Origin of the sequence: Roseibacillus persicicus (genome assembly GCF_014651675.1) — a bacterium.
Lineage (GTDB): Bacteria > Verrucomicrobiota > Verrucomicrobiia > Verrucomicrobiales > Akkermansiaceae > Roseibacillus > Roseibacillus persicicus.
In genome coordinates, this window is the sequence record NZ_BMXI01000022.1 from 21,340 (window position 1) to 40,123 (window position 18,784).

Sequence of the window (18,784 nt, forward strand, 5' to 3'; positions counted from 1 at the left end):
TGAAAGAGGGGACATTTCTCCCGCCCCATCGAACTTTCCTAGCAAGACGGTGTTCTTAAAGAATCGTCGGGGTAGAAGGGTGGGCATCGGAGAAGGAACAGTGGAGCTGAGCTCGCTGTACCTTTGAATTCTTGGATCGGCTGACGGCGGGGAGGGGGCTCTGGACACACTTTTCCATCAAGGTGCCGGAGCCATAGAGCCCCCAGCTGATTTGAGATAGTTCCTAGTTCTCCAGCTCTTTGACCTGATACATCATCTGCTGCTTGGAGGTGTCTTGGCGGACTTTTTTAACAAAGTCGGCCGAGACAGGAGAAGCGTCGTTGCTCCATGTCTGGCGCACATAGGTCATCACGTCGGCGATTTGCTGGTCGTCAAGGGTGGAGCCGAGGGGCGGCATGGCACTATTGAACTGATCTCCATTCCGTTCCAGCGGACCCATGAGACCGTGGAGGACAATCTTCGCCACACGTTCGGGGTCTCCCGTAGCCCAGGAAGAACCATCGAGCGGTGGGAAGGAGTGTGGAACGCCCTTTCCGTCCACGCCGTGACAAGCGACACAGGTAAGGCTATAAACGGCGAGACCACGTTCGTGGATTTCGGAGTCGGGTTCGAATTTTCGCTGGGTGGGAACGCTCGGTTTGTCACCCTGATCGGCGAAGGTCTGCAGGCTCTCGAGGGCACCCGCGAGGCTGTTGCTATTACCGAGCGCAATCAGAGAGAGGTCGTCGAAATAGACGGTCCCGCGGCCTACGCCATACCCGCTTAAGAGACAGTGGATGAGAGCGTCGCGGTCGGAGCCGGCCTCGAATTCGACTGAGACTTGGGTCCATTCGTTTGTTCCTTTGAGGCTCCGCGTGCGTTGCCCGCCGTGCAAATTGATCAATGCTCCTGGTGCATTGTTGCGAGTTTCCAAGTTCTCAGTTTTGAGCCAACCGGAAAGACGGTAGCGGACGCCACGCTTGACGGGGACTGAAATGGCAACACCGCAGTCGGAGTAATCCTTGGCGGTTATCTTCAGGCAGTTGCCCGAACGTCCGTCGGGAGAGGTAGAGACCGTGATTTGATCGGCACCTGCGCCGGCGTAGACCCTGAGGTCGTTCCAGTTGCTGGGCTGACCATTGTCGGCTTCCTCAAAGTCTCCGTTGGGCAGGAGGTTTTCAGGCTCGGATTTTTCTTCCGTGGTCCTGTCCCCGGCGGCGGCGAGAACTGTGGTGGCGTGGCGTCGGGCGGCGATGTTCCATGCGTCGCGCAGAGTGGAGTCCTCAAAGATGACCCCAGGCTGGTTGGCCGCCAGATTGTGAAGAGCCTCCCCGATTGCTGGGTCTGAGCCGGCGAGGGAGAGTCCGACCAGAATGTCGGCTAGTTCGCGACCTTCCGCCTTGATGGTTCCGTCCGAGAGGAATGCTCTCTTCAACTGGTCGGGATTCGCCAGAGCGATGGCAGCCCGGCGGGCTGCAGGCTGCCCTTGCGTCAGGAAGTCAGTGAGTAGCGAGGGTGTGAGCTGTCCCAAACTGTCGAGGGCGTAGAGAGCATGCGAGCCTGCCTCCGCGTTGGTTTTTGCCAAGCTAATCAACTCCTTCGCAAGAGTGACATCACCTTGTTCTTCAAGAAGTCGCTGGGCGGTAAGGCGCCAGAAGAGATTCGGGTGTTGGAGTCCCTTCAAAAGGCTGGCCGGCCGGGACGGGTCGAGTCCGGGATTGGCGTCATCTTTACTCCCTGTTGGATAGAGTCGATAGATTCGACCATGTTCCTTATCACGATGAGGGGTCTCGTAGGCATTGCCTTTTCCTGTTTGCGCATTGATTCCGGCGGAGTTGCGCGAAGGCGTCGGGTTGTGCTGGATGATGATATTATACCAGTCGCAAATCCAAAGGGCTCCGTCGGGTCCAACTTCCGCGCAGACGGGAGCGGACCAGGCGTCGGCCGAGTTGTAGGTATTGTTCGGGGACTGGGTGGCCTTCCAGCCCGCTCCTTGACGCTCGAGGTCGAAGTGACCGACTAGCTTCGCCGTTGGGCCACAGATGAACGCCACCTGATTGTGATAGGAACTCGGAAAGCGGTTGGCAGTGTAGATGGCGTGACCGGCAGCCGCAGTGTAACGGTCGAACTGATCCACCTGACGAATGTCGGCCGAAGACGGATTGAGCAGGGGATTATCATCCGCGCGCGGGGTTCGCCCTTGGTCTAACGAGACCGAATCGTAGGTCTTCCTCGGAAAGGTCATGTAGAAGCTGGGGTTGCCATTGGCAGTGGAACCGAGGATGTCGAATTCTGCCGTGAAGCCGAGTCCCCAAGTATTATTAGTAGTGGGTTGTAGCCATTCCATCTGGGAACCGTCGGGAAGAAAGCGGAAGAGACCTTGCGCGAAGCGGTGGTTCTCGTCACCAACCTTTCCATTGAAACCAGAGTAGCCGATGGTGGCATAGATCCAACCGTCGGGTCCCCACTTGAGATTGGAGGGGCCGGCATGGGTATCGCCCATATTGAAGCCGTCAATAAGGACTTCGCGAACGTCCGCCTTGTCGTCTCCATTAGTGTCTTTGAGAAAGAGAAGCTCGCTACCATTCGTGCAAATCACGCCACCATTGGCAAAGACGAGAGAAGTTGGGATGGAAAGCTTTTCCGCGAAGCGGGTGAATTTGTCGGCGCGGCCATCGTTGTTTGTATCTTCGCAAATTGTGATGCGGTCGTGACCGAGGTTGCCCCGCTGGAGGTTGTTGGGGTAATCAATGGTCTCGATGACGAAGGCGCGGCCGCGATGGTCCCAATTGACGTAGATTGGATTGACGATGTCGGGTTCGGACGCGAAGAGGGAGAGCTCGAAGCCGACGGGCACTTGTGCGAGCTTCATTGACTCTACGGGAGAAAGAGGCTTCTGGGCCATGGTGATTTCCTTCCGCTCGCGATAGCCGGGGAGTGAAACCTCCTCTTGTTCCAAGGTAGGGATAGCGAAGCCCTTCAGGAGACGGTATCGATCGGAGCCAACGGACCAGTACACGGCCCGCTTAATCAGTTCGTGAAACTCGGGAGTGTCCCACACGCGGTGGTCGTGTCCGGAGGCGGTGTAAAAGACCCGGCCTTGACCCACTTCGCGGACCCAGGTCCAGGGTTCGTCATCCCGTTTCTGAAGGATAACCCGGTCATCATTGTGGTCGGAGTGGACATAGGTCTCATCCCAAGCGTTCACCGGTTCCAGATCTTTCGTGATCGGATGGGTGCGATTGACATTTTTCGGCGAGAATACTGCGTCGCGGTGGGAGCGGAACTTGGCACCCACCAGCTCGACGAACTTTTGGGATTGTCCGTAGCAAGCAGAGGCACAATGGATGGGGAGAAAGGCTCCTCCGTTCTCCACATAGGAGATCAGAGCCTCTTCCTGCTTGGGTGGCATGGTGCCATTTTGTTCCCAATTTCCATACATGAGGACCGCGTCGTATTGCTCGAGAACTTCGGGATTGAAAACCACGGCGGGATTTTCCGCGTAGGTGAAGTCGATGCCGTCCGCCCCGAGGTGCTTCTTAATCGCCCGGTAGCGAGTGACGGGATCGTGGCCGGGGCCGTTCCCGGTTGGCGCTCCGAAGAAGAGAACGTTGAGACGGCGGGCATCCTCCTTGGGGATGACGAGCGCTTGACCAAGGGCCAAGGCCACTAGAGCCAGAGTGAAGAGAAGAGGCAGTTTTTTCATGTAATGGAAATTTGCAGAACGGATAGAAGAGGCTTTCCGGCTTCGGTAAAAGAGGCCGAAAAGCCTACGCTGAAGATCAGCTGGTGAGTTGAAAGGCTAGCTCAAGGTGAACTCGGGAAGCCTGACCAACTCGCCGCCTTTTTGCGCGGATTCGTGGGCCAGAATACCCGTGCAGGTAATGTTCGCCGATTGGACGGCGTTGGGATAGCCCTCGCCCCGTCCCGCAATATACTCGAGGAACTGGTGGACGAGGTGTGGGTGGGACCCGCCGTGGCCTGCACCTTGGGTGAAGGAGAGATGTTCTTCGCCTTCTTCTCCGCCGTAGACTCCGCCGGTGGTGAAGGGGGCGATCTCTTCGGGAAGGAGGTGGGCGAAGTCCGGGCATTCCACTCGTTCGGGAATTTCCGGCTCAGGCTTTTTGGCGGTGTGAATGACGAGCGGCTCGTGCTCGATAAGAGGCCATTCGACGGACTTCTTGGAGCCGTAGACTTCGATGGATTCACGATACTGGCGAGCTACGTCGAATAGGGACCGATAGACGAGAGCGGAGAGGTCGCTGTCCTTGAACTTGATGTGACAAGTTTCCACTGCATAGGGAGAGCCATAGCAATCGTGCATCTCCTCGGCGATGGTGCCCGAGGGAAAACAAGACACATACTCCGCCTGATTGCGTCCCAGGCCGAGAACGGGGCCGACGCAGTGGGTGGCATAGTGCATGGGGGGGAGACCGGGCCAATAGCCGGGCCAACCCTCCATGTCCTGCTGGTGCGACCCTTTCAGGAACTGGAGTTTGCCGAGCTCGCCCTTGTCGTAGAGGTCTTTCATATAGAGGAATTCCCGTGCGTAGACGACGGTCTCCATCATCATGTATTTCAGTCCAGTCTGCTGAACGAGATCCACGATGGTCTTGCAATCTTCCACGCTGGTCGCCATCGGTACGGTGCAAGCGACATGCTTCCCGGCCTTGAGCGCCGCAATGGAGTGCTCGGCATGATCTGGGATGGGAGTGTTGATGTGGATAGCATCGATATCGGGATCCTTCAGAAGATCTTCGTAAGATTGGTAGCGCTTTTCGATGCCGTATTTGTCGCCCACCTCTTTGAGCGTAGCTTCGGTGCGCTGGCAGATGGCAGCCATATTGGCACCCTTGTGACGCTGGTAAATTGGGATGAATTCGGCTCCAAAACCGAGGCCGACGATGGCGATGTTAAGTGGTTTTTCAGACATGGTTGGTAAAGGGTTTATTAACTCCAAAGATGCGAGCTCAATGGCGTTGAGGAGATAATCCTAGGATCTAAAGCGAGAAAAGTCTTGCTGGATCAGTTCTTAATTTGTGTAAGATTACGACATGGAGACCCAAGAGACGGCAGCGCAATGGTTGGACGGTTTGCGTCCGGGGACAGTGCGGGAGTTATTTGAATACTTGCCGAACATGTTGTATTTTGCAAAGGACGCCGATTTGCGGATTATGGCCGGCAACCGGGCTTTTGTTCAGCGGTGCGGATTCGAGAATGAGGCAGACTTGATTGGGAAAACCGACCAGGAGATCTTCCCGGTCGAGCTTGCCGAAAAGTATTCTCAGGATGACCGTCTGGTTTTGGAGACCGCGATGCCTTTGAAGGAAATTGTCGAGATGTTTCCCAATGAGATGGGAGATCCAGAGTGGTTCGTCACGGATAAGATCCCGCTTTTCACGCGCAAGGGGAAGGTTGCCGGGCTGTGTGGACTGGTGCGAAGCTACAAAGGTGCGCACGAAGATCTACAGCCCTACATCACCCTGCAACCAGTGATGGAGTATCTCAAAGAAAACTACGCCGAGAAGGTTTCGGTTCACGAGATTGCTAAAATCGCGGGCATGTCAGTGAGGCAACTCGAGCGCTGTTTCCGGCAGACTTTCAAAACCACTCCGAGGAGCTACATCATGAAGTTGCGGATTCTCCGAGCATGCGAGTGGTTGTCTGGAGGGAACAAGCCCATCACGGAGATCGCCCTGGATACGGGCTTTTATGACCACAGCTCTTTCTCCAAAAAGTTCAGCCAAGTCATGGGAATGAGCCCACGGGATTATCGGAAGCGCTTTCGGAATCCGGACTGAGTCCTTTCTATCCCTGCGGATTGTCGTGCCATTGCCATCGCGGGTCTCGCACGTAGGCGAGTGCTTCCTCGACCGTGAGACCGCCTTGAGCTTTTCGCTTGTTGGCCTCCAAGTGCGCCCTCCAGATTTTACATTCTTCATCCGTGGGTTGATATGGTTTTTGGTGGGGGACCCGGTGGCCCAGGAGCATTACGAGATAGCCTTCGAGGCCAAAGTCGTTCTGAGTTGACTGGAGGCTGTAGCGGCAGAATCCAGTAGGTCCGTTCTCCCGGTAGAATTCCAGCAGTTCTTCAATTCCGGAGAGATCCGTCTCCTCCCGGCATCGGTCCCAGAAAGGGGTTTTCATCGCCGTATCCGGCTTGTAGTGGAGCCCCAGAAAGTCACGGATGTCCAACCAGGTTTCGTGGGTGACGCGGTTGTAAAGGTCGCGCATGGAAGGGCTGGGAGCCAGCTGGGAATGTTGGATAAAGTTGATCAAAGTCTGCACGTGGGAGCAGACGATCATGAGAGCGGTGGCCTCCAGAGGCTCGACGAAACCTCCCGCATTTCCAATCGCAACCACGTTGTCAACCCACATTCGCTGGTAGCAACCACTGCGAAACTTGACGATGCGGGGATCGTCCGGAACCTTGGGGTTCTTGGCGCGAAATTCGTTCGCAGCCTCCTCGTCGGAAATCATGTCCGAACAGTAGACGTAGCCTCGATTGATGAGGCGCTCATGTTCGATTTGCCAGCACCATCCCGTGCTCATTTGCTCGGAGGTGGTGTAGGGGAGGATCGGCTCTTCGGTGCGTTCCCACCCGCCCACTACAGCCCGATCGCAGAAGAGGGTCTTCTTGAAATCGAGGAAGGGCTCTTGCAATGCCTTTCCCAACAGTTCGCTCCGGAATCCACTGCAATCGATGAAATAATCACCCTCTATCAATCGGCCGTCCTCGAGCAGAATCGCCTTCAGTCCATTGTCGTTTCTTCTGCAGTCGTCGACACGTCCGTCGATGAATTCGACTCCGGAAGCAACCGCGATTTTTTCGAGAACCGCAACAAACTTTTCGTTTTCGATGTGAAAGGCATGCCAAGGCTGAATATCCGGGCATCCGTTGGCTTGAGCAGGGAACACCTTCCCCTGGTTCATCAAGGCTGACGAGAGATCCAAGTTGTCGAAGACCTCGTCGCAATAGAAGCCGTTCGGGAGGGGGAGTTGCGCCAATCGTGCGTCAAGTTGGGGCGCGAACGTGTAGTTGAAATGTTCTCGAGCTCCCCAGTTGAAGCGGATTCCCAGCTTCCAAGTTGGTTCAGCAAGCTCGTAGAAAGTCTTTCGGGGAATCCCGAGATAGTCAAAGAGGTGGCGGGGGAAATTAGGGGTCGTTCCTTCTCCTACTCCGATCACTCCGATGCTGGGGTCCCTCACCACGCTTACCTGAATCTGAGGTAGTTTGCGTCGAAAGGAGAGGGCGGCGATAAGGCCGGCGCTACCGGAACCGAGGACGACAAGATTTTTGATCATGCGTTTGTTAGTTTGAAGCGAGATGCCTGTGACGACAAGCATAGAAGAGAACAAAGCCCACCGGAATGGTCGGCGGTGGGGCTTTGTCTCTGGAGGAAGATCCTGAAATGATTGTCAGGAGTTCCCGAATCGTCGTGCGCCCCGTTTAGCGGCGACGACGGAGGAGTGCGAGGAGGCCGAAGCTTCCGAGGAGCGACGAGGTTGGCTCGGGGATCGCGAGTGGGATCAGGTCACCGGCCTCGAGGGCACTGTCACTGAAGCGGACATTGTCGATCACGCCCGTGGTATTGTTGCTCTGTCCGCCATTATAGTAGTCGCGGAAAAAGGCGTAGTTGTCAGTTCCCGGGGTTACACCCAAATCGCCGGAAAGCCCGGTCAGCTGGCTGTCTAGCGCGTAGCCAGAGCCATCGTCGATAAACATCGAGATGGTTCCGGTGGTGGAATCGGCCGATACCGCGATGCCATACCACGTGCTTTGGGTCAGACTGATAGTGCTATTCAAGACCAGACGGTCGGCATTGGTGGCGGAGCCACTCATGTTAGGAACATAGTTCAAGCGAAACTGCCCGTTGGCTCCTTGGTCTCCCCGTCTTTGAAAGTAGAGGTCAGATTCGGCGGCACCATAGCTACTCCCCATCCGCGCAAAGAGAGTTTCCCAACCATTGAGGTCGTCAATGCGAGCGTGCATCTCGAGGGTCCAGTTGGGACTGGTCCATCCCAGCAGGGTTTCTCCGGTGTCCCCTGAGAAGATGTAGCCGTCTTGGTTTGCCGAGGACAGGCCGAGAGCTCCTCCGTTGGGGGAGGTGTCGGTGGTGTAGCCCGCTCCGCCGGCGCTGTCCCAGCCATGGATGCGATTGCCATTGAGGCCTTCCGCGTAGCCACTGCCACTGGGTTCACCGGCAGGAGTGAGCGGGCCTGCGGTGCCGTTTTCAAAGTCCCAATATTCCACCACGGCCGAATGGGCCAAGGGGGAAGATGCCAGGAGCAAGAGGTTGGAAAGAATGACTCCGGAGAGTGTGTGATTAGGTTTCATTGGTTTGTTAGGTATTTCTTATAGGTTGTTGGTGTTTTGAAAAAAGGCCCTTCATTCATCGCGAGTGGATGACTCGCGAAATCGACGAAGGTTTGAGTTTTTAAAGAATAGAATTCTTGTGGAAAAAGGAGCCGCCCGGATAGGGGCGACTCCCTCTATGGATTGCCTGCGAAGGTTTTTAATCCCTATTGTGTGACGCGGAAGAACGAGTCACCGTTGCCGTCGGGGTCGAGGTTGGCTGAGGCAATGGTGATTGTGCTGCCACTGATGGTGGCCGCAACCGCAGCCCAGTTGGTCAGATTGGTTGATTGCTCAACCGTCGCACCGGTGGCATCGCCCGCCAATTGAATCTCGAAGTCTCCGAAGTTGTTGAACCCGGAGGATACGATCTCCAGAGTTGCGGGGCTTGCGCTGCCGAAGATGACCACCGTGAAGTCGTCCAGTTCCACAGTGCCAGGACCGGAACCCGCTCCGTCGTGTAGGCTGAAGACCCCCGCGTTGAGGTCGGCAGTGCCGTCCAAAAACACGGGCTGTGCGATGGGAGTGGCTGCATTCCCGTTGGTCGTGGCCGACCACACTCCACCAATTCGTTCGATAATGACGGTGAGATTCCCGTCGAACACGCCAGCCTCTCCTGCAGTTCCAAAGAAGGCATCGGCGTCATTGGTGCCGTTGGTGTTCACTCCCAGTGACTGGAAGGAACCCTGAATCGAAGACGAGCGCGTGAGTGCGGTGGTACTAGTTCCCACGTAGGCGCCAATTTGATCGAAGCTCGCGGTCGCGGGCAAACAGGCATAATGGGCGCGGATGCGGAAGTCCTCTGCTCCGGTAAAGCCGAGGCTGGATAACTCGAGGCCGAAGGCTTCCAACACATCCATCCCAAGTTGCCCATTGATATCCGCTGGACTGCTGGTGATGGCGAGAGTGCTGTTCGCAATGTCCAGGTCAAGATTCGCATCCTGAGCCGCCAGAGCAGTGCCGGAGCCATCAAGTCGTGTGAAGGGCGTAGCCTCTCCTTCGAAGTCCAGAATCCCGCTCCCGGTTGCATCCATGCCCAGGAAGGTGACCGAGTCGGTCGTTCCATCACCGTTCACATCGCTCGCCGTGGAATTGATGTCGCGAGGGTCGGAGGTGGCTTGATACTCGGCCAAGTTGCTGTCGAAGTCTCCATCGGGGTCATCGTTGGCTCCGAATTCACTGAGCAAGGATGCTCCAAGAATGTTGATTTCCCAGGTGTCGGGAAGTCCATCGCCATCGCGGTCATCAAATTTCACCACGGGTTCCAAGGGGTTGGCTGGATTCGTCAGGCCAAAGAACTCGTCGACATCGCTGGAATTATCCTCGTCGAAGTCGCCCAAGCCGTCCCGGGAAAGGTCGCCGAAGAAATTGATTTCCCAAGCGTCACCCATTTCATCGGTATCACTGTCAGTGGCATCGGTTGGATCCGTTGGGTCAGTGAAGGTGCCGCCCAGTTCGTCTGCGTCGGATTCAAAGTCCCCGTCGAAGTCGCCGGTCCCGTCACTGGTGGTGAGGTCGCCGAAGTAGAAGAGTTCGTCGTCATCCAGCAGGCCGTCGGCATCGCTGTCGTTCGGTGTGCTGGCACCATCGTTTGGATCTGTGCCGACAAGAAGTTCGTCGCGATTGCTCACGGAGTCATCATCGGAGTCGTCCAAGAGGTTCTCCGCGAGATTGCCGAAGTAGAACTGCTCGAACTGGTCGGGGAGACCATCCGAATCGGAGTCCGTCATGGAGATGCTGGCAGCGTCGGGTCCGAGATCATGCAAACTCTCCAATGCCCAAGGAAGAAGGCAGCCGTCGTAGATGCGGAACTCGTTGTAGCTAGCGCTTGCCGTGTTGTCCGCCCAGCGGGAGCGACCAAGAGCGGCCACCAGATCGTTCAACGAGGAAATCCGGGCGTTGATGGTAAAGCCGCCTTTCGCCGCTCCCAGATCCAGGGAGGAGGCTTCCGCACTATAGAAGGTCACCACAGAAAAATCCGGGTCTTCCGGATCGGGGCAGATGGTGACCGCGACGTGGTATTCTGTTCCCAGGGTGAAGGTTCCATGGATGTCGGGAGCGCTGGCATCAGCACCATTGGAGTCGGGGTCGTTGACGTCGTTGTACCACGAGCTTTGATTGGTGGCGTTGTCGGTGCCTCGGGTCCAAGCCATGAAGAGGCTTTCTGCATCGGTCGTTCCGGAATCATCGTGGAAAGAAAAGATTCTCGCCCAGTTCTGGATAGCGTTGTTAGTCGCCCACGTTTGGAGCGTTACAGCCGTGTTTTTCTCTGGGAGAAGATTACTACCCAACTGAATCCACTCGGAGTCAGCCTTGGCTCCGCCGACCATCACTACTTGATTGGCACCCACGGCAGCTGTGTTGGTGGAGGTGGTGTCTCCCGCTTGGATGGTGGCGGTCACTCCTCCCACGGAGTCAGTGAGGTCCCCATTGAAGCTCCAGCGGTGCGCAGGAAGGGGGAAAGCAGGGGACCAGAGGCCCGTGCTCGGGTCTGAACCATGCTGATACTCTTCTAGGTTCGAAAAGTTGTCGGTATCGAAATCGCCGGAGTCATCTTGCGAGAGGTCGCCGAAATGCGCGATCTCGTAAGCATCTGGCAGTCCGTCGAAATCTGTATCGGTGAAGACTGAGGCACTGGTTGGATCCTGAAATTCGTTAACCTCATCGACGTCGAGTTCGCAGTCGCCGTCGGTGTCTCCGGTTCCATCCGAATAGTCGAGAGACCCGAAATAGAGATTCTCATCCGCATCGAGCATTCCGTCGTCATCGACATCGAAGGGGTCGTCGCTGGAATCGGTCGGGTTGGTTCCCGCGATGAACTCTTCTCCGTTGGAGGCAAAGTCATTGTCGAAATTGTCGTCGTATCCCTGGCTCAAGTCGCCAAAGTTCGCGATTTCATAGTCATCGGGCAATCCGTCGTTATCGGAGTCATTGAGGATGACTTCGACTGTGATAGCAGAGCCAGTGTCCGCGAAATTGTAGACGAAGCCAACCTCAGAGTTTCCAATCGAAAAGTTGCTGAGGTCCCCGGAGAACGAGCCTGTGTATTCAAAGATTGTATAGGTGCCCTCTATCGTTGCTTTTGAGCCATAGAAGGCGGTGTCGTCGGGGACAAGATTCACCGTGACAGAACTTCCTGCGGTCAGAGCGGTGGCTGTAATTTTATCGGCCATGTCGGTCTCCGCGATGTCGAGAACGACTGAAGTATTGTCGCCAAAGGTCAGGCTGGCCAAGGAAAGGGTGCCGAGTGCGTCGAAGGTCGGGTCTTCATCGGTGACTCCGATACTGCCGTTGGCGGGGATGATGATGCTTTCATTTGAAAAATCTCCTCCAAGTCCGATCCCACCCTCGCTGACGATGATATCTCCGGTGAAGGTGACGCCACCATCTCCGTCGCCAACGATATACAGTTGACCGGCTCCGGATTTTGTCAGGTTGCCGACTCCGCTGAGTGGGACGTTCATTGTGACGTCGAATCCCTCGCTGTCGATGAAGGCACCGCCTGCCTGAATGTCGACGTTGACCCCGGTTCCGATGAAAGTTTCGTCATTCTGGGTAGCGTGGAGAGTGCCGCCATTGAGGTTGAGTTGAGCGGTTCCGCCGCCGACCCGGATGCGTGAGGTATGGAAATCGCCTCCGTTGAGATTATAGGTTCCGATGCTGTCGGCATTCTCGCCCAGAAAGGTTCCATAGTTGCCCGTTCCAGCCGTGCCATCAGTAATAGTGCCGCCGTTCTGGTTGACCGTTCCGTCGGCGCCACCGTTGGCACCGATGGTGAAAAAGGAGCCTGCGCCGACCTTGTTGATGACTGTTTCGTCTCCCGAGACGTTCATGACCGCGTTGCCACTCACGTGTCCCACTACGAACCAGGAATTGGAGCTAATCGTTCCTCCCGTGACATCCAGTGTGTGGGTTCCACCTTCGCCCGCGACCCCAATGAGCAGCTGTCCTCCGGTTGAAATCGAGCCGCTATCGATGGATGAGTTGCCGCTACCATTCATGCGAATATTTCCAGAGACATCGATGATACCGTCGTTGGTCACCTTGACAATTCCAGTGCCGCCTCCTTCATCGAGTCCGCTTCCTCCCACCGAACCTCCATTGACATTGAGGGTTCCGGTTCCACCTCCTCTACCCAATCGGATATTGTTGTCTCCTACGAAAGAACCGCCGGAATTGACGTTGAGAGTACCAGCGCTTCCAGCTCCGTTCCCGACGAGGGTCCAGTTGCCCGAACCATCCAGCGACCCTCCGTCATTGATGTCCAGAACTCCTTCGCCACCCCCATTTCCAATGAACATATCTCCGCCTCCACCGTCTGGATCGAGGGTGTAGGCAGTGGTCAGGACGGGCGCGTGAAGGGTTCCGTCACTGACGTTGTTGATGGTCACATTTTCGGTGCCGTTGGGGACTCCGTTGTCCCAGTTGGCGGCGGTTGACCAGTCTGAACTGGTGCCGCCGGTCCATGTCGTTGCCATCGAGATGCTGGTGGAGCAAATGAGGCATCCTGCTCCATGCAGGAATGGTTTGATTGTTAGTTTCATAGGTTTTGTTTTTTTTGAAATCCGCGCTCTGTGTTGTGCCGGAGAGCGAGGCTTGCTTGATCCTGAAGTAGCAGTTTTCAGCGTTACCACTATGAGTAAGGTCTCCTTCATAAAATAGGTTTCACTCGACGTTATTGTGTAAAGATGCGCCATCCGGGTTTCGGTGGGTCTGACTGAGTATTTATTTTTTTCTAAGATAATCCCTACCTTTAGGCGTTCTTGGAGGGTCTATGGCTGTTTTAGGGATTTGTGTTTTGGTATTTTTGTGTTCTTGTTTTATCTCTAAAGGGCGGTTTGGTGCTCGCGGTTGTTCGGTGAGATGCCGTCGAGCGGTGAAGAGAAACGAGATGAAAAGCGCAAACAAAGTTCGAGATTTGCTGGTTCTTGCCGTAGCGGCAGGTTCCTCTTTGGCGCACGGCGACTTGGTTCACCGTTGGACTTTTGACGAGCCGGTCGGGTCAGCTCCGAGCGGCACGATCGTGGCCGATTTGATTGCCGGTGCAGAAGCGGTTGTGATCGGCGAGTGGCAGGCACAAGCGACCTTCACCGGAGAGGGAATTCGTTTGCCGGGGACTTCCAATGGAAATCATTCCCTCGGTTTCATGTCACCCTATCTCGACCTGCCCGATGGTCTCATTTCGTCAAAGGTGAACCTGACTATTGAAATTTGGGCAGCTCCTCATTCAGTGACAAACTATGATCGCCTTTTCGATTTTGGTCGGTCGAATTTGACCCATGGACCCAATGCGGAACCGGGGGAAATCAACGACATCAATGGCCAAGGTGCGATTCCCGGAGCATCCAATGCAGACGACAATCTTTATTATTCCTTTGCAGTAGGAGATGACCCCAATGTCCAGCGGTTGGATGCGGTCGTTAATGATGAACGGGGAAATCCCGCCTATCACCACGATGTCGCTCGGGCAACCAGTCTGGGGCAGACCTACCATTACGTGTGCACCTTCGAGGATGGAGTGGGCACCTACGGGCAGCAGGGGGGCAGGTTGACTTGGTTCCGGGATGCCGAGCTAGTCTATTCTGCGGACGTGGACTTTCGCCTGAATGAGATGGAGGACGTGAACAATTGGTTGGGACGATCGCAATACACGAACGATTGGAATGCGGATGCTGAGTATGTTGAAGTTCGGATCTGGGACCATGCGCTGAGCTCACAGGAGATTGCAAACAATTTCGTCAACGGTCCCGACTTTCTCCAAGATAGCGATAGTGATGATGACGGGCTTCTCGATGTGGCGTTCGAGGACGTGTATTTCGGGAATCATGATGGCGTGGCGACTCCCTCTGAGCTGGCCCTCCACGATGGAAACGGCGACGCGGATGGGGATGGCTTTTCCAACTTGGAAGAGCAAATGATCGGCACTGATCCCACCGATCCGCAATCGCCCCCACCACTCCCGAATCCAGACCATCTTTGGACATTTACTTCCCAAGCTGATTCTGCGGTAGAGTCAGGATTAATATTTCCTGATGAAGGGGGAGGAGACCGCAAAGTGACCTTGGTGGGGCAAGGGGGTGCGCTCGATGGGCGGCAGGTGATTTTACCAGGGAGCACGACAGGCAATCAGCCTCTTGCCGGAATCGCAGCTTACCTGAACTTGGATAATGGAATTGTTTCGTCGTCGCCGAGTGTGACGTTCGAGGCATGGGCGACCCCTTTGTCGAACAAGACTTGGGCCAGGCTCTTTGACTTTGGTCGGACGGTGGAAACCAGTGGCCCGGGGGCGGAACCGGGTGAGGTCGTCGATGGCGTGGGGAATCCCGGCAACTACAGCGCGCATGATAATCTGAGCCTCACCTTCAATGTGGCGAATGACCTCAACCAGCAACAACTGGAGGGAGAGATTGATGACAACGGGCCAGTCTTCACATTCTCCACTGCTCCCACCATTCCTGGAACCGAGTATCATTACGTCTTCGTGGTCGAGGATGGGGTGGGAGAATTCGGGAGTGCTGGGATTCGCGTGAGTTGGTATCGCGATGGGGTCTTGCAGAATTTCGACGATTTCAATTTTCGTCTCGAGGACCTGGAGGACGTGAATAATTGGGTTGGACGCTCCATGTATGGGGGAGATTCGAATGCTCATCTTGCTCTCAATGAACTCCGGATTTATCGCTCGGCTCTCGGTGAACAACAGGTTCAGGCGAGTGCTTTTTTGGGGCCGGATCCTACCAGTGGTCCGCCTGAACCCCCAGCCCCCGCGGTGATTCCGACCTTGCGCTGGGACTTCGATGTTTCCGCTGGTAATGCGGAGGAGGGGATGACTTTTCTCGATGCCAGTTCGCGTGAAGAGTTGGTGGTGAAGGGGAATGGGGCTCTACTGAACGGTAGTGAGATTATTCTCCCCGGTGGCACGAACGGCGAGGAAAGCGCGGCAACAATCTCCGCATATCTCGAGCTGCCAAATGGCCTCATCTCTTCCTTTCGGGAGTTTACTATCGAAGGATGGATGACGCCTCTTTCTTCGCGCTTTTGGCAAAGAATTTGGGACTTCGGAAACTGCACGGAAACCCATGGTGCCGGAGCTTTGCCGGGAGAGATCGTGGATGATGCCGAGGCTCCAAATTTCTTTCAGGCCAACGATAATCTCTTTCTCTCCTGGAACATGCAGGGGACTTTGGGCGCTCATCGTCTTGGGGGCAAAATCAATGCCGGAGGGGAGACGCAAGTGGATACGGATTTGTCGGGCACGACTTCCGTTGGGAGCGAATACCACTTTGTGATGACTGTCGAAGAAGGCGCCGGAAGCGCGGGTGCGGGCGGGTGTCGGGTGAGGTGGTATCGCGACAGTGTTTTTTCGGGGAGTATCGATTTGCCGTTTCGTTTGCAAGATATGGAAGATGTAAACAATTGGATTGGCCGTTCCAATTGGTCGCCTGACGAAAATTCCCATCTTTCGCTAAATGAGCTTCGGATCTATGATTCCGTGTTGAGTGCGCAAGAGGTGAAGACAAGCTTCCAAGACGGTCCCAATACAGTGTTCGCACCGCCGGTAGCAGAGGATGATGCCGCCACACTACACGAAGGGCAGAAGGTGTTGCTTGATGTTTTGCGCAATGACTCAGGCAATCCTGACCCCACGACGGTCGCGGTGGTCTCGCCTCCTGTGCGGGGAAGTACTGAAGTTCAACCTGATGGGAAAATTCTTTATTCACATACCCACGGGAGTGGCGCATTTGATTCCTTTACATATACGGTAGAAAACTTTGCAGGCGCTTCAGTGCCAGCTTCGGTGGAGCTCACAGTAACTCCTGACTTGCGCATCACCAATGAGGCCTGGACCATGCCGGAGGAACTCCCTCCGCCGACTTGGACTTTGGAAGACGCGTTGCCGGGCTTGACCTTCGAGCGTCCGGTCTGCCTGACTAACGTTCCGGGGGATATCAATCAGATTTATGTCTGCGAACAGGAGGGCGTTATCAAACGAGTGGCAGATGTCACGGCGCAGGCACCAGTGGCGAACAATTTTCTCGATCTGACGGCCTTAGGAACCGGCTTCGATGAAGGCCCCTTGCTTGCCGGTCAGCCCGAAAATGGATTGCTTGGTTTGGCCTTTCATCCGGACTACGAGAACAACGGTTTTTTCTTTGTGGCCTATACGGTGAACGAAGGGGGAGACTACTTTCAAAGGGTATCAAGATTCTCTCGGGATGCCTCTGATTCCACGGTTGCGGATCCAAACAGCGAAGTCGTTCTCCTCCACATCGATGACTTTGGACTCAATCACAATGGGGGAGATCTTCACTTCAGCCCCCTTGATGGCTACCTCTACTATGCGACTGGAGACGGGCAAAATTCCTCGAGCGGACAGGCGCGTAGTCAGCAGATTGACGACGATTTTTACTCGGGGATTTTCCGTCTGGATGTCGATAAGAGGCCTGGAAACCTAGCGCCCAACGCCCATCCTTCCATCCCGACCAATGGCAGTGGAGAAGCCGGTTTTTGGGTGCCGGTGGACAATCCTTTCGTTCACGCCAGTCTTGGTGGCGACTGGGATGGGATGTTCAATGGAATCGATTATTCGAGCTCATTGGGCACAATTCGCACTGAGTTCTGGGCAACTGGAATCCGTCACGCTTGGCGGATGTCGTTCGACGTGGAGACAGGCGAACTCTGGGTGGGCGATGTGGGACAGGTTCTCTATGAAGAGATCAATCGCATCGAGCGGGGCGGAAATTATGGGTGGGCCTATCGCGAGGGCGCTCATGATTTCAACGGGGCTCTCGGGGACGCTCCGGTCGGATTCAGTTCCATCGATCCAGTCTACGAGTATGTGCACACCGCCCAACCAGGGGATCCCAATTTCAAAGGGAATTCTGTAGTAGGAGGTTCGGTATATCGGGGGGCGAGCTATCCCTCGCTCGTGGGGAACTACGTTTTTTGCGATTCTATTTCGGGCCATGTTTGGAAAATGGATCTCGAGAGCGGGGCTGTTGAAAGGCTTACCGGCTTGCCGGGGGCTTACGGGGTTTTCTCTTCCATGGGGACCGATCCAGCGACTCAAGACATCTTGTTTTGTGCTTATCTCGAGGGCAAAATTATGCGGTTGACCCTTGGCAGCGCAGACTCCCATGATTTCCCCCAGACTTTGAGTGATACAGGGTTGTTCGCTGACCTCGGCGAGCTCTCTCCTTCTCCAGGGCTTCTGCCTTATCAACCGAATCTTCGTTTCTGGAGCGACCATGCGACCAAGAACCGGTGGTTTGGGATCCCTCATTCGGACAAACGGATGACTTGGACTCGCGAAGGTGCGTGGACTTATCCGTCGGGTATGGTCTGGGTGAAGCATTTTGAATTGGCGACTGAGCGCGGGAATGCGGCAACCAACAAACGCTTGGAGACTCGAGTTCTAGTGAAGAACGAAGAGGGTGCCTACGGGGTCACTTATCGCTGGAATGAGGAACAGACGGAGGCCTATCTGGTTCCCTCTTCGGGAGCGCAATTCGAGTTGGCAATCGATGAGAGCGGAGATGAAAGCGAACCTCATATCCAGACTTGGGAACTGCCAAGCCGAAGTGCCTGTATGACCTGCCATCAAGGGGACCCGCTCTCTTTCACCACACGGCAGTTGAATCTTTCCCAAGAGGTCAACGGATTCTCTGGTAATCTCCTGACGCTGCTTGAGGCTGGTGGATACTTGTCCAATTCTCCTGATCCGTTAGAGACCTTGCCCTTTCATGTTCGTCCCGATGAGTTGCAATACTCTCTGGAGCAAAGGGTGCGATCCTATCTCTCGGTCAATTGCGCCTACTGTCATCAGGATGGTGGGAGTGTGGGAGGATTGTGGGATGGAAGGGAGGCGCTCATGCTGGAGGAGACAGGGCTAATCAATAGGGCCCCGATAGTTGATGGGGGGGATGCGCGAAACAAATATGTCGTTCCTGGTGAGGTGGCTCACAGTGTTCTTCTCCACCGCATTGCGGCCACCCCTCCCTTCACCCGTATGCCTCCTTTATCGACCTCAGAGCTCGACGAAGAGGCGATCGCCCTGGTAACGGAATGGATTCAGTCCGGTCTGCCCCAGAACCGCCTTTACCCCGACTGGGCTGGCCCGAACGGTTATCAACTCACTGGCACGCGAACGGACGATGACGATGGTGACGGACGGAGTAACTATGATGAATTTCTATTCGGAAGCAACCCGCTCACACCGGATTCTGAAGCTTTGCTAAGTCTGACAGGCCATGGCGAGCTGACTTTTAGACGACAGCCCTTCCGTCGCTACACAGTTGAGACCAGCTCGGACCTGTCTGGTTGGGAGAGCTGGAATGCGTTGCCAAATACAGATTCATTTTTCGATACCAGCTTTCTGGAAGTCACACCATTTGACACCAGTAACGAAGCAAGGCGCTTCTGGCGTTTGCAGGTTCGAGAGCCATAAATACG

At 55.4% G+C, this 18,784-nt stretch carries 7 protein-coding genes; 2 read left to right on the forward strand and 5 right to left on the reverse strand.

Annotated elements, in window-relative coordinates:
* Positions 1–223: 223 nt before the first annotated feature.
* Both IE099_RS19415 and IE099_RS19420 read right to left on the reverse strand, forming a co-directional pair.
* A complete protein-coding gene (locus IE099_RS19415; protein WP_189574042.1) occupies positions 224–3,685 on the reverse strand; it encodes a PVC-type heme-binding CxxCH protein in 3,462 nt (1,153 codons plus the stop codon).
* 96 nt (positions 3,686–3,781) lie between these two features.
* Positions 3,782–4,912: a Gfo/Idh/MocA family protein gene (locus IE099_RS19420; protein WP_189574044.1), complete on the reverse strand. Its 1,131-nt coding sequence runs from the start codon at positions 4,910–4,912 to the stop codon at positions 3,782–3,784.
* A 121-nt stretch (positions 4,913–5,033) separates the two neighbouring features.
* Here IE099_RS19420 and IE099_RS19425 point away from each other — a divergent pair, with 121 nt between their 5' ends.
* Entirely contained in the window at positions 5,034–5,780 is a 747-nt protein-coding gene (locus tag IE099_RS19425; RefSeq protein ID WP_189574046.1) for an AraC family transcriptional regulator, read from the forward strand.
* A 7-nt stretch (positions 5,781–5,787) separates the two neighbouring features.
* On the opposite strand, the gene IE099_RS19430 is transcribed toward IE099_RS19425, so the two are convergent.
* From IE099_RS19430 to IE099_RS19440, 3 genes are all read right to left on the reverse strand, one after another.
* Complete coding sequence (locus IE099_RS19430) at positions 5,788–7,284, reverse strand: tryptophan 7-halogenase (RefSeq protein ID WP_189574048.1); 1,497 nt, start codon at positions 7,282–7,284, stop codon at positions 5,788–5,790.
* A 145-nt stretch (positions 7,285–7,429) separates the two neighbouring features.
* Complete coding sequence (locus tag IE099_RS19435; RefSeq protein ID WP_189574050.1) at positions 7,430–8,317, reverse strand: LamG-like jellyroll fold domain-containing protein; 888 nt, start codon at positions 8,315–8,317, stop codon at positions 7,430–7,432.
* A 185-nt stretch (positions 8,318–8,502) separates the two neighbouring features.
* On the reverse strand, positions 8,503–12,879 hold the full coding sequence (locus tag IE099_RS19440; protein WP_189574052.1) for a beta strand repeat-containing protein: 4,377 nt from the start codon (positions 12,877–12,879) through the stop codon (positions 8,503–8,505).
* 347 nt (positions 12,880–13,226) lie between these two features.
* Here IE099_RS19440 and IE099_RS19445 point away from each other — a divergent pair, with 347 nt between their 5' ends.
* Complete coding sequence (locus tag IE099_RS19445; protein WP_189574053.1) at positions 13,227–18,779, forward strand: LamG-like jellyroll fold domain-containing protein; 5,553 nt, start codon at positions 13,227–13,229, stop codon at positions 18,777–18,779.
* The last annotated feature ends 5 nt before the right edge of the window (positions 18,780–18,784 follow it).

Coding starts and splice junctions, on each gene's coding strand:
- IE099_RS19440 (WP_189574052.1), bottom strand. CDS start 12,879: ATGAAACTAACAATCAAACCATTCCTGCATGGAGCAGGATGCCTCATT.
- IE099_RS19445 (WP_189574053.1), top strand. CDS start 13,227: ATGAAAAGCGCAAACAAAGTTCGAGATTTGCTGGTTCTTGCCGTAGCG.
- IE099_RS19415 (WP_189574042.1), bottom strand. CDS start 3,685: ATGAAAAAACTGCCTCTTCTCTTCACTCTGGCTCTAGTGGCCTTGGCC.
- IE099_RS19430 (WP_189574048.1), bottom strand. CDS start 7,284: ATGATCAAAAATCTTGTCGTCCTCGGTTCCGGTAGCGCCGGCCTTATC.
- IE099_RS19435 (WP_189574050.1), bottom strand. CDS start 8,317: ATGAAACCTAATCACACACTCTCCGGAGTCATTCTTTCCAACCTCTTG.
- IE099_RS19420 (WP_189574044.1), bottom strand. CDS start 4,912: ATGTCTGAAAAACCACTTAACATCGCCATCGTCGGCCTCGGTTTTGGA.
- IE099_RS19425 (WP_189574046.1), top strand. CDS start 5,034: ATGGAGACCCAAGAGACGGCAGCGCAATGGTTGGACGGTTTGCGTCCG.